Here is a 14249-nt window from a genome sequence, read left to right as displayed (position 1 = left end):
AAATAGCGACGCTGATAAATTTTGAAAGGTATCAACGTCGCTACTTTCTATTATTTCATCATTCTTCTTACTTGCTGAAGCTGCCCATTTTGCAAACGAGCAAAATACATTCCACTATTAAAGTTACTGGTATCTAACTGTACCTCATGCTTACCTGCATCGTACTCACCTTCTACTGGTACAGCAATCACTCTCCCGACATTATCAAAAATTTGAATCATTGTATGACCACCTTTAGTATAGAATGATAAAGTAGTTGAATCTACAAACGGATTCGGATAATTACTTATCAGCTCCTCATTGCTTGCAATCGGTTCATTTGCAGTGATTTTTCCGCAAGCCTGTACTTGTACTAAAGGTAATGGCTGAAAGTCTTTTAATAAAACATCATCAACGTATGCCTGATCTAAGCAAAACCATTGTGTAAGAATCGACGCATATACCGAGCGAAAATCATATTGCATGGTAAGGTTATCGTTGGTGTTTGGAGAAGCCGCAATATCTGGTGATTTTCCGAGTACTGTAGGATTGACCAAATCACCAAACATAAACATTGGTGCTGCTGCACCGTGATCGGTTCCCCCACTTGCATTGGATTTAACTCTACGACCGAACTCAGAATAGGTCAGGCCCAATACTTTTTTTGAAACCCCCAAACCCACCAAATCATCTGAAAAAGCTTTGATTGCCTCGGTTACGGTTTTCCAAAGATTTGCGTGTGTGCCGGTCGTGGTATCACTCGTATTGACTTGGTTGCTGTGAGTATCGAATCCGCCAATACTTACGTAATATACTTTTGTTTTTAAGCCACCGGCAATTAATTGTGCGACAATTTTTAGCTGATTTGCTAAACCAGAATTCGGATAAGTACCTTGTTTAGTTACTTTCCCAGCTGCTGCCTTTATAGAATTAGCATATAAATTAGTTTGATTCGCTACTTCTCTTAGAAACTTTAACTCTTTACCTGCCAAGGTATTCGGAGTGGTCTCGACCTTATTTGATATTAGATTATAGAAGCTAGTAGGATTTGAAATAGCCATACCCATTGATTGGACCGGACCTTGTAATGCCGTATTAACAACTGACCCGATTTGAATTGCAAGTGGGTCAGGGTTTTTACTATTTGGATAACCCGTCGGATAATTTGGATTTTCGATAGCTAAATATCTACCAGCCCAACCATTATTGACAAATACATTTGAGTCGGAAGCTGAATTCCAGATATCGGTTGCCCTAAAGTGTGAAAAATTTGGATTTGGATATCCTACACTTTGAATCAAGGCGGCTTTTCCTTCCTTAAACATTGTTTGAAGTGGAATCATCGCCGGGTTTAAACCGAGGGTGTCGGTCTGAGGTATCGAGAGTAATTTTTCTTTTGGAATGGCAATGTTGGTTCGTGCATTCTGATACAAACCATATTTATCAATTGGGATAACAGTGTTCAATCCATCATTCCCTCCTGAAAGCTGTACTACAACCAAGACATTCTCGTCACCGATGGCATTATCATCGACATTCCCAAATGCTTTAAATGACAGCCCGTTAATTAAAGCAGGCATTACTACACCTGCAAATGTATTTTGTATAAAATCTCTACGTTTCATAGATTCCCAGTAGTTTTAATAGGGTGGTATATTGCAGGCAAATTAGCCAAGCTGAAATTCGGGTAATGCCAAAATGTACTTATACAAGTTTCTTAGCCGTGTTGTTACCATATTTAGTGTATTAGTATCGTTCGGCTTACTTATCATAGCATCCCATAATTCAGTCCAATAATAATCACTCGATTGCCCACTCAATAGAATATCTTTCTTTACTTGTTGGACAAGCTCGCTGCTCACCGGGATTTCATACAATATGTTCAAAGAGTCGTTGATTAGCTTGTTTGGATCGTTTGGTACGGGCATTTTTTTGGCAAAAGCCACTACATCAAGCTGAATTCTACGGTTGTTTTTTACAAATCCCGAGTTGATGAATGTATCTGTGTATTGGTTTCGCTTGGGATAAGTGTCCGAATTTATCCATATTTCATAAAACATTGGCTCTTGATAATATGCTGGCCATCCTGCTACATTGGGTGGGTCTCCGATGTCTTGTTGCATGATTTGCCCTTGCCTTACCAAATCGCCAAATAAGTTGTAGTATTCCTGTAGAAAATCTTTTGGCGATGGAAAAACTACATTAAATTCTCGTACGGTTCCAATGATTAAGTCTAAAGGGCTTTTAATCATAGCTCCATATACGTTGGGATCAAAAAAGTGTTGACTCTTGAGTAGGGCAGTAAGTACTGGTTTGATCTCGTATTTATTGTCTCTAAAAATCTTGGCAAGTGGTTCGATAATATCTTTTTCTACGGCTGGCGTGATTTCGTAGTAAACAAAAAACTGATAAAGTTTTCGACAAATAAATTTGCTAACTTCCTCTACTGCAAAAATCATATTGAGCATTTCGTCTAATTCTTGCAGGGCGTTAGCACTATTTATTCCTTTAATTACTGTATTATTATAAAAAGCTGAGAATTTTTTGTCAGTAGTATCATGATTTGCCAAATTGAATGAATATACCATTCTATCGTTGTTAATACCAATTCCGGTAAGTACTCTAGCAGCTGCTTTTACATCATCTTCTGTATATTTCGAACCACTTCCTTTTCCAACCGTAAAAAGCTCTTGTAATTCACGAGCATAGTTTTCATCTGGTGCATTTTTTGTGTTTAATCGTCCGTTTAAATAACGAAGCATAGCAGGGTCAAGTGTGATTTGTTTCACAAAGTCTTTAAAATTCCCAAGTGCATTTTTACGTAACACCGTATGATGAAGGTAAACAAACCGAGCATCATCTACATCATTGATTTCGGTAGCAAAATGGTTATGCCAGAACAAAATCATTTTTTCGTGGATACTACGTTTTTGATTAACCATCTGCATCAACCACCAATTTTTGTAGGATGTCCTCCTTCGTGAGTTAACTGTGCCATCGCCATATATGGCATTGACCCATGTTTCACCGAATTTGATACCTTGCGGGTCTTTGTAATCGGCAGTTTCATAGAAATTCAGTGGAGGCTCGGGGTTTGCCTGTGGGCTCAAAATTTCGTCAATGGTTTGATTGAGTGTCTTTTTTTGAAAATATGCAATATCATCTGGACTTGAACCAAACATTGTACGTTTCAATAAATGACTAATTTGGGCGATTGACCATTCGCCTTTATACTCATCGATACCACCTTGAATAGCTTTTGGGGAGTAGAGTACGCTCATAGTATAAGATTAGGTTTTTTGTATAGACAATGATTCATTAAAGAGGTTTAGTTGGCCTCATTGTAAAATAGTTCGTTTATATAATCAAGGTATGGTTTTAGAATTTTGCATCCCTCAATTACCTTGTCCGAAAACTGTGTACCCAACACCTCTTCATCCGAATATTTGTGAACAAAAAATAGTTGTTTATACTTCAAAAGTTCGATGTCAGGGTGGTCGGGTGAATAGCCTTTTGGCATTAATTTCAATTTTTCGCCGTGAATCTCGTTATAGTATGTTTTGAAGATTTTGTTTTCGATAATACCTTTCAAAATGTGAGGATTATAATCTATTTCTTGGCGAAAACTAGCCAATTGTGAAGTTGTTGGAGCCCACATCCCACCACCCAAAAACGATTCGTTTGGTTGAATTTGTAAATAAAAATCAACAAATCCAGAACTTTTGCCTCCTGGACCAAAGCCCGCAGCCAGATAATTTTTGTAGGGAGATTTGTCAGTTGAAAACCGAATATCGCGATTTATACGCAAAATACAACTTTTTACACTGGTATTAATTAAATTTTGCTGAAATTTTGAAATTCCTGTAAGTATTTCTTGACATAGCCTTTCGAATTCGGCTTTTGTAAGCTCATAATCTATACGATTTGCATGAAACCATTCTCGATTATTGTTTTGGTCTAAGTTTCTTAAAAATTGAAGGGTTTGATGACTTAGCATTGATATTTTTGTCTATTTTTGTGGAAAATTACATTATTTTTTATCAATTTCAGAAATTATGGCTAGAATTTTAACAGGCATACAAGCGAGTGGCGTTCCGCATCTTGGAAATATTTTAGGAGCAATTTTGCCTGCAATAAAGTTATCTCAAAACTCTCAAAATCAATCTTTCTTATTCATTGCAGACTTACATTCTATGACCACCATCAAAGATGCTAAAGTAATGCAAGAAAATACCCGTGCGGTGGCAGCGGCATGGTTGGCTTGTGGTTTTGATGCCGAAAAAAATTACTTTTATCGTCAGTCTCGTTTGGCTGGTTATCATACAGAGTTGATGTGGTATCTCAATTGTCAAACACCTTATCCGATGTTGGCAAATGCACATTCCTTTAAAGATAAATCTGATCGCCTATCGGATGTCAACGCAGGACTTTTTACTTATCCAGTTCTTCAGGCGGCCGATATTGTATTGTATGGGGCTAATTTTGTGCCCGTTGGAAAAGATCAGCGTCAGCACCTCGAAATGTCGAAAGATATTGCAGCGGCTTTTAATCGTACTTATGGTGAAGTTTTGACATTGCCCGAGCCATTGATTGATGAATCCGTAATGGTGATTCCCGGAACTGATGGTACGAAGATGAGTAAGTCGTATAATAATTTTATAAATGTTTTTTTGTCTGAAAAACCACTTCTGAAGGCGATAAAATCAATTATCTCGGATAGCACACCACTAGAAGAACCGAAAAATCCTGAAACTGACATTACCTTCAAATTATTTTCATTGGTAGCCGAACCTAGTGATATCGAAGATATGCGTCAGAAATATCTGGCAGGTGGCTTTGGTTATGGTCATGCTAAACAGGCCTTATTTGAGGTTTTATGGAAAAAGTTTGAAAAGGAGAGAGAAATTTTTAATTTTTATATGGAAAATACAGCTGCTTTAGAAGAAAAACTTCAAGATGGAGAAGCCAAAGCACGTGAAATCGCTGAAAAAACAATGAATGATGTAAGAAAGGTTTTAGGTTATTTATAAAATGATTGACTCAATCAAATATGCCGAATATGAGTGGTTTTTGTGGCTCAATAGTTTTCATTCTCCTCTGTGGGATACGATAATGTTTTGGGTTACTTATCGTTTTACATGGATACCGCTGTATTTATTTATCATATATTTTTTGTATAAAAACATCTCTCAAAACTTTGTCAGGAATCTACTCTTTGTCTTGATATCGGTGGGTCTGGCTGACAGAATAACCTCGGGATTGATGAAACCTTTTTTTCAGCGATTAAGGCCTTGTCATGACCCATTGATTCAACATATTGTGCATGTAGTTGGCAACTGTGGTGGGCAATTTGGTTTCGTTTCAAGCCACGCTTCGAATAGTTTTGCCTTAGTAGCGGCACTGATTATTTTAGTAAAAAACTACAAAATAGATTCCAAAATACACCTTTTTTTGTTCTTTTGGGCAATAATTGTATCGTATAGTCGTGTTTATGTAGGTGTGCACTTCCCGACAGATATAGTGATAGGTGGTTTAATCGGTTTTTTAATTCCATTTATAATTTATCCCGTTATCACACTTTTTAAATATAAAAAAAAATTAACCTAAGCCGATTCTTATGAAAAAAATATTGTCAGTTATTACATTCCTACTTATTTCTACTTTTGCTAATGCTCAGGATATTACGCAAGGAACATGGTATAATGAAGAGAAAACTGGTAAAATACAGTTTTATAAGCAAGGTGATAAAATCAATGGTAAGATCGTTTGGATTAAAGAACCGAATGAAAATGGAAAACCGAGAATGGATAAAGAAAATCCAGATGTGAAGTTAAGAACTCGACCAATCGTTGGGTTGACAAATTTGAAAAACTTTAAACCATCAGGAAAAGGAACTTGGGAAGATGGTGAAGTATATGACCCCAACAATGGAAAAACATATTCTTGCAAAATGACCTTAGTTAGTCCAACCCAATTGGATATTCGTGGTTTTATCGGAATTTCGATTATTGGTCGCACTTCAAAGTTTACCAAAGCCGATTAACACATTTTATATAAAGTTCTTGAAGCGAAGATTTATTTTTGGAGGAAATAAATCTTCGCTTTTTTGTTATATGCACTTATCATTTACTAATTATCGGAAAACTTTTGGTGCGGTTGAAGTGTTGAAAATCAATAGTTTACAGCTTGAATCAGGCATTTATTGGGTAAAAGGAGAGAACGGTTCGGGAAAGAGTACCTTATTGAAGTCAATTGCTGGAATAATTGATTTTGAGGGAGAAATTAAGTTAAATGATTTTAGCTCGAACGCAAAGGCTGTCGAATATAGAAGACAGGTGAATTTTGCTGAAGCCGAACCACTTTTTCCTGAGTTTTTGACTGGTAAAGATATGGTTGATTTGTTTGCAGAGGCTAAGCACGCCACATCATCTCAAACCGAATTTTATCTGAACAAGATGAAAATGCAAGCGTATATCAATGAGCCAATAGGAACATATTCAAGTGGAATGCTCAAGAAATTATCGTTGGTGTTGGCTTTTCTCGGAAACCCACAGTTGATTTTGCTCGATGAACCGCTTATCACTCTCGATACTGATTCTTTACAGATTTTGTATAATTGGATTGAGAAAAAATATACTGATGAAGGCGTAAGTTTTTTGATTTCATCGCATCAAGCACTTGATTTAGTTGAAAAGATTGCCCGAAAAACATTACTTGTAGAAAATCGTACACTTAACTTGCTTGAATGCTGATGGCACTTACAAAAATTCTCTATAAGATATTTGTTAAAGGATTCTACAAAGTTCATGCAGGACAGTTGCTGTTTTTGTTTGGTACAATCCTGACCTATTTGTTTTATATTCAGGTACTTAGCGATGACCACATCACGACTCAAGAAACTATCTTTTATAATCTCAGCTTTATTCTAACCATCATTAGCTCGCCAATTTTGGGAGCATTAATGATGTTTGTTTTCTTGATTTTTAGTCTTAAAAGCTTCAATTATATTTCTGCCCAAATTTACCAACCAACCAATTTCTTTTTGTTTTATAGTGCCAATTCACTAAGTAAATCTCAGCAGTTGAAAAACTGGTTTCTATGTCAATTACTCATATCTTTTCCGATAATTATTTACATTGTTTTTTCAATATTTGTTGGTTGGATGTATGGTTTTTATTTGCTTCCCTTACTTTTTTTGGGGTTTGTAATTGGTGTCAGCTTGCTTTGTGCCTTTGTATATACAAATTTAGTTAATGACCCAATCAAGGCTTATAATAGTGGTATTCTGATGAAATTTACGAGAAAATGGAATAAAAACCTTGTCACAATTCCATTACTTCATATTTTTGATAAACAACTTATTACTCTTTTTATTACAAAATTTATAGCGGTTGGATTACCATTGGGACTGATTGAAATTCTATTCGATATGAATCAGGTCTCTTTAGCGGCTTTTATTGCGGTAATAATGTCAGTGTCAAACGCAGTTTTAATTTTTGAAATCTATTGTTTTGAACGAAGATATTTGAGTTTTGCTCTTAACTTTCCTACGAATATCTCACGTACATTTTTGCAATGGTTTTTGACTATTGCCATCTTATTATTACCAGAAATTTTCATACTAAAATACATCTTTCATTGGGAGGCTTTTCTTTATGCTGTATTGATTCTAATTAGCCTAAGTCTTTGCTTAAAATCTATATTATTAATAGTTTCAGAAAATATGAGACGGTTTCTTTATACGATTTTTATAGTTCTTTTTTTGAGTGTAATTTTTATTCAGTTTGGAGCAAGTCAGTTTTTGGGTTTCATTTATTTTTTAACTTCATATATCGTTATTTATAGAAAATACTTTCGTCAAGCATAATAGAAAAAGCCCCCAATTCTCTCGAAAAGGGGGCTTTTGGGTATATTATACTTAAAAGAAATTATTTTACTTCTTCAAAGTTTACATCGGTTACACCTTCGTCAGCAGTAGCAGTGCTGCCACCTGCTTGTTGGCCACCGTCAGCACCAGGAGTTGCACCAGCAGCATACATTTCTTGCGAAGCAGCTTGCCATGCCGCATTGATTTTCTCCATTGCAGTGTCAATTGCAGCTAAATCTTTTGTGCCGTGAGCAGCTCTCAATTCAGCTAATGCACCTTCGATGGCAGATTTATTACCTTCAGAAAGTTTATCACCATATTCTTTCAACTGTTTTTCAGTTTGGAAAATCATGGTATCAGCCGCATTTACTTTCTCTACTTTTTCTCTTTCAGCTTTGTCGGCTTCTTCGTTAGCTTTAGCTTCATCACGCATTTTTTGGATTTCCGCGTCTGATAAACCTGAAGATGCTTCAATTCTGATTTTTTGTTCTTTACCAGTTCCTTTGTCTTTAGCCGTAACGTTCAAGATACCATTGGCATCTACATCAAACATTACTTCTACTTGTGGAACACCACGTGGGGCTGGTGGAATACCATCTAAGTGGAAACGTCCGAGCGTACGGTTTTGAGTAGCCATTGGGCGTTCACCTTGCAAGATGTGTAATTCAACCGACGGTTGGTTATCTGCCGCTGTCGAGAATACCTCAGTCTTTTTAGTTGGGATTGTTGTATTCGACTCAATCATTTTTGTGAATACTCCACCCAAAGTTTCGATACCCAACGATAACGGAATAACGTCAAGTAATAAAATGTCTTTTACTTCACCTGTCAAAACTCCACCTTGAACAGCCGCACCGATAGCAACAGCTTCGTCAGGGTTTACATTTTTAGATGGTTTTTTGCCAAAGAATTTCTCAACTTCTTCTTGAACTTTCGGGATACGAGTCGAACCACCAACTAAGATAACTTCATCAATATCACTGATTTTCAAACCTGCATTTTGCATGGCACGCTTGCAAGGCTCCATTGCACGTTGAATCAAATTATCAGCTAATTGCTCGAATTTCGCTCTCGACAAGTTTCTTACCAAGTGTTTCGGAATTCCGTTTACTGGGAAGATATAAGGCAAGTTGATTTCAGTTTGTGCCGAACTCGAAAGCTCAATTTTAGCTCTTTCAGCTGCTTCTTTCAAGCGTTGTAGGGCCATTGCATCTTGACGGAGGTCAATACCTTCATCTTTCTTGAATTCTTCTGCCAACCATTCGATAATCACTTGGTCGAAGTCGTCACCACCGAGGTGTGTATCACCATCAGTTGATTTTACTTCAAATACACCATCACCTAATTCAAGAATCGAAACGTCGAAGGTACCACCACCCAAGTCGAATACTGCAACTGTAATGTCTTTTCCTTGTTTATCAAGGCCATAAGCCAAAGCAGCAGCCGTTGGTTCGTTGATGATACGTTTTACGTCTAAACCAGCGATTGTACCCGCCTCTTTAGTAGCTTGACGCTCAGCATCGTTGAAGTATGCAGGTACTGTAATAACCGCTTCGGTGATAGTAGTGCCAAGATAATCTTCGGCAGTTTGCTTCATTTTTTGAAGAATTGATGCCGAAATCTCTTGTGGAGTATATAATCTATCGCCAATGCGTACACGTGGAGTGTTGTTTGCTCCTTGCTCTACATCATAAGCGACTGTTTTCAATTCACTTCCAACTTCTGTATAACGTTTACCCATGAAACGCTTGATAGAAGAAATAGTATTTTTAGGGTTAGTGATAGCTTGACGTTTGGCAGGTGCTCCAATTTTCTTTTCTCCATTCTCTAAAAATGCTACAATCGAAGGAGTAGTACGAGCACCTTCGCTGTTTGCAATAACAACTGGCTCGTTTCCTTCCATCACAGCAACGCACGAGTTTGTTGTTCCTAAGTCAATTCCAATAATTTTTCCCATGTTTTTTGTGTCAGTATTTTTAATCAATTTGTTTTGATTTATATCTCATCAATTGAAATGCCAAGCATAAATTTGGCAGAAAATACTGACAGATTGTCAGAATACTACTGAGTTTTAGAAACAGGAGAACTAATTTTTGTCTCGATTTTTGGTATGACCTCAAAAGTGTCAGACGGTCTTAGAATTACAGACTGAGTATTGGGGCAGCCAGCTATTTTTGCATTGAAAACCGTGCCAGATGAAGTACTAAAGCCAGGTAAGAGTGTAACCGATTTGGCCGCATTATAATCTACTTTAGCACTCAAGGAAATGCTGTTTGCTGCATTGATTGTTTGCGATGCATTAAATGTAAGCAAAGTTGATGCTCCGCTCAGGTCGTCTCTATTTTTCAATAAAGTGTAATTGGGCTTGCAGTCAGGGATAACTTTTACGGTATCTCTGGTAGCAGCACTTGTACAGTTGCCTATTTTGCAAGTAACACTATAAATTGTTGTATCTGTTGGGCTGACGGTAATAGAGCTGCTTGTTGCTCCATTTGACCATGTGACTGTTCCACCAAAACACCCAAAGGCAGTTAAGGTGCTTGACTGACCTTTGTTAATTATTTTATTAGGGTTAGAAATAGTCGTATTTTGTAATGTAACAACCTCTAACAAATTACTCTGATTTGATTCGTTACCTGAGTAGTCCACAGCTTTGACTATAAAAGTATAATAGTTGAGTTGATTTAGCCCCGTTACTCGGTAGGTAGTTATTGGTGCCTCAACCGTAGCAATCAAACTTCCATCTCGATAAATATTGTATTTTTCAACCTCCATATTATCAGTTGAGGCATTCCAATTAAGTGTCACGCAGTTCTGAGATAGTAAACTTTCGCTGAGTGCAGTGGGAGCAGAGGGGGCTTGTGTATCAACACAATGAAGTCGGGCACTCGCCCAGTTGGCATGATCGGCAAAGTTATTATCGCCTGCATCATCTACTTCGAGCCTTAGTTCATTGACCCCCGCAACATTGATATTGATTTTTACTACTGCACTATTCCTATCAAGAACTGCACTTGTATAGGCCAAGGTATTGTCTTTATAAACTTTAAAAATTACGGTTGTTCCGACATTCGAGGTTGCCACTTCATCATCAATCCCCAACAATGCAATAAAGCGTCCAAAATTGTTATTTAACTTATAGCTGATGGTTGAGTTTGCATGTACGCCCAAGCCCTTGCTATAGGCAACACCTCTGATTCTAAGTGTTGTACCATCACCGGCTCCGTTTTCTCCATTACTTTTATCCAATTCAATAGGTCCCCATCCATTGGATGAACTGCAAAATTGGGTGTCAGAAAGAAAAGTAACTCCGGTGCAGCTTGTTAGCCCAACACAACTACATTGTGATGCCACATTTTGTACAGTAATAGGTTGAGTAAAGGTAATATTGCCTTGATTATCAGTAAGATAACAACGATATGTGCCTGAATTTCGATCTATGACTTGTGAAGTTGACTCTGTGGCATCTTCATAATCTTCATTTCCGGTATCAACACGAACCCATTTGTATGAACTATAGCCGGCAGGTGCAGTAAGTCGGATCTCATTTACCGATTGGCAGCCAACTGTTACTTGCGGGAATGCCTTCGGGGTTATCGGTGTAGCATCATTGAAAAAATCAATACTTAGAGCTGCGTTCCAGCGATTGGCTAATTCAATGAGTCCAGGGCCAAAGAAATGTACTTCATCACTGCGGTTAGAACCCAAGATATCATCCGTTGATGGACCAGGGTATATTTTATTACTACTATTTATAAGCGAATTTTGTGCGTTTATGATACTACTATTGCTGTTTCCGGCCCCACCATTGGCGTTTTTATCAAATACCGACACTCTTGAAATTACCCAAGGCACATTACCTATTTCATTTCTACTTTTGTTGATTATATTACTCACATTCGAAACGTAATTACTTTCGGTGATCTGGGCATAATTGTCAGTTTCTCCTTGGTGCCACAACACAGCTCTTACACCAAAGACAGAGGCGTAATAGTTTAATACACGTTCAAAACCAGCATATGGAACACCGGAAGTATTACAGTATGCTTGTTGATTAAAATGGCTATAAGTGGTAAGTCCATCAGAACTTTCTTTCCAATTTAATGAGGAAGAAGCAACCGCTGCAGCATTAAAAAACACCACAGGAACACCAAGTTTTGCAACTAAATTATCTCCAAGTTTACCGTAACACCAGGGGTTAAATCCAGTTTTTGAAACGTAACTTCTACTACTCCCATCGCTAAAGATTTGACTAAATGTTGGATAATTAGGTACTTTTTTATCGCATTGATTTATATTATTATCATACCAACTTAATTGATTATGACTTAAAACCCGTTCGTCGCTGGCCCCAACTTCAGCTTGATTTCCTTCGAGTCCTTGAGCATTTGATTGCCCAGCAATCAGAAATACTTCTCCCACACCAACTCGATTGAGTGTGGTACTTCCCACTATGTTTCCATTCAATTTTCCGCGTATTTCTAGTGTGTACCATCCTCCTGGCACATTCGACACACTTCCGCTAAAAATTCCTCCATTAATATTTGTGGTGAAGGTTGTCCAGTCAATTATAACTTGACTGTTTAGAGCATTTATAAATCGGGCCTCAACAGAATTAATGCTTGTAGAGTAATTTCCTGCGATATTTATGGTTGCATTATTAGTAGCACTTCTTTGAAAAACAGCCTTCTCCATTGGGAATGTAATACTAATTTGACCAGTGGAGTAAAATGATATCAATGCAAAGAGTGTAATGAGTGGATTGTTGAATTTCATTTGTGATGACTTTTATATAAATTAATCAAATGCAATTCAAAATTAATAAAAAAAACACAGCCAGTTATTTATGTCTGAATCATTATTTATTTAATGGTCAGATATAAATAACAAACTGTGTTTTGACTATATATATGAGATTTTATTTGCCTCCAAAAAGACCACCAAGTAGGCTACCTAATCCACCGCCTCCTTGTTGCTTGTTTCCGCCCATAGCACTTCCGGCAATGTTCATTAAATCATTCATATCAAGTTTGCCATCCGCCAATGCACCTGCACCTTGGCTTAGTAAACTTCCGAAATCAATTCCATTAGTTTTACCGCCAGTGAGTGTTCCCATTAGGCCACCCATATCGATAGAGCTATCATTTGGGTCATTTGTTTTATTGATGAGGCCACCAAGAACCGAGGGCAACATGCTACCTACTACACCAGCTGCTGCCGAATTAGATAAGCCAAATTTACCCATAAGGTTGCTAATGACACTTTGAGCAATACTTCCAACAATTGGATTCGACATTAAATTTCCGCCATTTCCAGCACCTCCTCCAAGAAGCCCAATTAAGCTACCAAGTCCACCTTGTGAATTTGCTTGGTTTGAAAGACCTCCTAAAAGACCTTGCATTACTTCGCTCATAACACCTTCATTGTGTTCGTTTGGTACTTCTGGATTTTGAACGACAGCACCTTGTCCAGCTTGTTGAATAAGACCTTGCAATACTTCTAACATTTGTTTTAAGATTTAATGGTTGTTAATTGGCACAATATTACTATTTTACTTACATTTAATTCCAAATATATTGAAATTATTTTCGGATATTTGACACAAAAACCATTGAAAGGTAACAAAAAAGTTAAAAGAAATTATTATAACCTATCTAAAGTGAGCGAAATCATTCAAACTGCCGAAAAATCATTTGTGGAAACACTGACCGAGAGTGTCAATGGTCTGTTTTATCCGAGTGAATCTGACGAGAAAATCAAAGTAATTGACTGGCAAGCTGACAACCCAGCTCCGTTTGATACAATTCTATTTAGAAAATATATCGGAGTTACACCCTCAGTAAGGGTAGAGTCGGTACAATGGGAAAAGTTCTTCGAAGCGGTTATTTTAGAAAAAGAATGGTGGACTGAATTTGAGAAAGAACGTGCCGCAAAATTCTTGGAAGTAAAAGATTTAATAACTGCCAATTTGATTAATATTGAATACTTAAGAGCAGGAAACAGGGTAGAGTTTGAAGCCTATCTGATAGGACAAGATAAAGAAGGTAAATGGAAGGGTCTGAAAACTTTGATTATTGAAACTTAGTAGATAGTCCACAGTCTGTGGTCAATAGAAAATAAAAAGGCATCAAAATTGCGAAATTCGCTCTCTTGACGCCTTTTTATTTGTATCTATCGACTACAGACTATTGTCCATCGACTACAATTATTTTACTTTTTCCACAACAGCTTTGAAAGCTTCTGGGTGGTTCATTGCTAAGTCAGCTAATACTTTTCTGTTAAGTTCGATGCCTGCCTTTGTGAGTTTATCGATCAAAACAGAGTATGACATTCCTAATGGACGCACACCAGCGTTGATACGAACAATCCACAAACGACGATAACTTCTTTTCTTTTGTTTACG

The 14249-nt window shown here is 37.3% G+C and carries 13 protein-coding genes; 6 read left to right on the top strand and 7 right to left on the bottom strand.

From position 1 onward, the window contains the following. Positions 1-50 precede the first annotated feature (50 nt). The 3 genes from ACOVO2_RS21595 to ACOVO2_RS21585 are packed head-to-tail and all read right to left on the bottom strand — an operon-like array spanning position 51 to position 3976. Positions 51-1604, bottom strand: coding sequence for a DUF1501 domain-containing protein (locus ACOVO2_RS21595; protein ID WP_421771976.1), 1554 nt, complete (start codon positions 1602-1604; stop codon positions 51-53). A gap of 42 nt (positions 1605-1646) precedes the next feature. Beyond that, positions 1647-3260: a DUF1800 domain-containing protein gene (locus tag ACOVO2_RS21590; protein ID WP_421771975.1), complete on the bottom strand. Its 1614-nt coding sequence runs from the start codon at positions 3258-3260 to the stop codon at positions 1647-1649. A gap of 47 nt (positions 3261-3307) precedes the next feature. Further along, the gene (locus ACOVO2_RS21585) at positions 3308-3976 is read right to left on the bottom strand and encodes a DUF2461 domain-containing protein (RefSeq protein ID WP_421771974.1); all 669 of its coding nucleotides are present in this window, start codon (positions 3974-3976) and stop codon (positions 3308-3310) included. 58 nt (positions 3977-4034) lie between these two features. Between ACOVO2_RS21585 and trpS the strand changes: the two genes are divergently transcribed. The 5 genes from trpS to ACOVO2_RS21560 all read left to right on the top strand — a co-directional run bounded on the left by trpS (position 4035) and on the right by ACOVO2_RS21560 (position 7846). Continuing rightward, positions 4035-5009: a tryptophan--tRNA ligase gene (gene trpS / locus ACOVO2_RS21580; RefSeq protein ID WP_421771973.1), complete on the top strand. Its 975-nt coding sequence runs from the start codon at positions 4035-4037 to the stop codon at positions 5007-5009. Position 5010: 1 nt separating this feature from the next. After that, positions 5011-5586: a phosphatase PAP2 family protein gene (locus ACOVO2_RS21575; RefSeq protein ID WP_421771972.1), complete on the top strand. Its 576-nt coding sequence runs from the start codon at positions 5011-5013 to the stop codon at positions 5584-5586. Positions 5587-5596: 10 nt separating this feature from the next. Continuing rightward, positions 5597-6022, top strand: coding sequence for a DUF2147 domain-containing protein (locus ACOVO2_RS21570; protein ID WP_421771971.1), 426 nt, complete (start codon positions 5597-5599; stop codon positions 6020-6022). Positions 6023-6092: 70 nt separating this feature from the next. Continuing rightward, positions 6093-6731 carry an ABC transporter ATP-binding protein gene (locus ACOVO2_RS21565; RefSeq protein WP_421771970.1) on the top strand — a complete coding sequence of 213 codons (639 nt, stop codon included), beginning with the start codon at positions 6093-6095 and terminating at the stop codon, positions 6729-6731. Continuing rightward, positions 6731-7846, top strand: coding sequence for a hypothetical protein (locus ACOVO2_RS21560; protein WP_421771969.1), 1116 nt, complete (start codon positions 6731-6733; stop codon positions 7844-7846). The genes ACOVO2_RS21565 and ACOVO2_RS21560 overlap by 1 nt, the downstream gene beginning before the upstream one ends. Before the next feature lie 61 nt (positions 7847-7907). Here the strand turns inward: ACOVO2_RS21560 and dnaK are convergent, their stop codons facing one another. The 3 genes from dnaK to ACOVO2_RS21545 all read right to left on the bottom strand — a co-directional run bounded on the left by dnaK (position 7908) and on the right by ACOVO2_RS21545 (position 13352). Further along, positions 7908-9803 (bottom strand): molecular chaperone DnaK, encoded by a 1896-nt coding sequence (dnaK, locus tag ACOVO2_RS21555; RefSeq protein ID WP_421771968.1) that lies wholly within the window; start codon positions 9801-9803, stop codon positions 7908-7910. A gap of 104 nt (positions 9804-9907) precedes the next feature. Further along, the gene (locus tag ACOVO2_RS21550) at positions 9908-12622 is read right to left on the bottom strand and encodes an NPCBM/NEW2 domain-containing protein (protein ID WP_421771967.1); all 2715 of its coding nucleotides are present in this window, start codon (positions 12620-12622) and stop codon (positions 9908-9910) included. 142 nt (positions 12623-12764) lie between these two features. After that, positions 12765-13352: a DUF937 domain-containing protein gene (locus ACOVO2_RS21545; RefSeq protein ID WP_421771966.1), complete on the bottom strand. Its 588-nt coding sequence runs from the start codon at positions 13350-13352 to the stop codon at positions 12765-12767. Between the two features lie 105 nt (positions 13353-13457). On the opposite strand from ACOVO2_RS21545, the gene ACOVO2_RS21540 reads away from it, so the two are divergent. Next, on the top strand, positions 13458-13931 hold the full coding sequence (locus ACOVO2_RS21540) for a nuclease A inhibitor family protein (protein ID WP_421771965.1): 474 nt from the start codon (positions 13458-13460) through the stop codon (positions 13929-13931). A 120-nt stretch (positions 13932-14051) separates the two neighbouring features. Here ACOVO2_RS21540 and rplT read toward each other — a convergent pair. Then, positions 14052-14249: 50S ribosomal protein L20 (gene rplT / locus ACOVO2_RS21535; protein ID WP_421771964.1), on the bottom strand; the 198-nt coding region annotated here is incomplete at its 5' end.

The organism is Emticicia sp. (assembly GCF_049241225.1).
Taxonomy (GTDB): Bacteria; Bacteroidota; Bacteroidia; order Cytophagales; family Spirosomataceae; genus Emticicia.
Note: the sequence above shows the minus strand (reverse complement) of the source record. Positions and strands in the feature narration are given on the sequence as shown.

Excerpts from the sequence above, each read along its gene's own strand:
- ACOVO2_RS21595 (WP_421771976.1), bottom strand. The coding sequence starts at position 1,604 with ATGAAACGTAGAGATTTTATACAAAATACATTTGCAGGTGTAGTAATG.
- ACOVO2_RS21590 (WP_421771975.1), bottom strand. The coding sequence starts at position 3,260 with ATGAGCGTACTCTACTCCCCAAAAGCTATTCAAGGTGGTATCGATGAG.
- ACOVO2_RS21585 (WP_421771974.1), bottom strand. The coding sequence starts at position 3,976 with ATGCTAAGTCATCAAACCCTTCAATTTTTAAGAAACTTAGACCAAAAC.
- trpS (WP_421771973.1), top strand. The coding sequence starts at position 4,035 with ATGGCTAGAATTTTAACAGGCATACAAGCGAGTGGCGTTCCGCATCTT.
- ACOVO2_RS21575 (WP_421771972.1), top strand. The coding sequence starts at position 5,011 with ATGATTGACTCAATCAAATATGCCGAATATGAGTGGTTTTTGTGGCTC.
- ACOVO2_RS21570 (WP_421771971.1), top strand. The coding sequence starts at position 5,597 with ATGAAAAAAATATTGTCAGTTATTACATTCCTACTTATTTCTACTTTT.
- ACOVO2_RS21565 (WP_421771970.1), top strand. The coding sequence starts at position 6,093 with ATGCACTTATCATTTACTAATTATCGGAAAACTTTTGGTGCGGTTGAA.
- ACOVO2_RS21560 (WP_421771969.1), top strand. The coding sequence starts at position 6,731 with ATGGCACTTACAAAAATTCTCTATAAGATATTTGTTAAAGGATTCTAC.
- dnaK (WP_421771968.1), bottom strand. The coding sequence starts at position 9,803 with ATGGGAAAAATTATTGGAATTGACTTAGGAACAACAAACTCGTGCGTT.
- ACOVO2_RS21550 (WP_421771967.1), bottom strand. The coding sequence starts at position 12,622 with ATGAAATTCAACAATCCACTCATTACACTCTTTGCATTGATATCATTT.
- ACOVO2_RS21545 (WP_421771966.1), bottom strand. The coding sequence starts at position 13,352 with ATGTTAGAAGTATTGCAAGGTCTTATTCAACAAGCTGGACAAGGTGCT.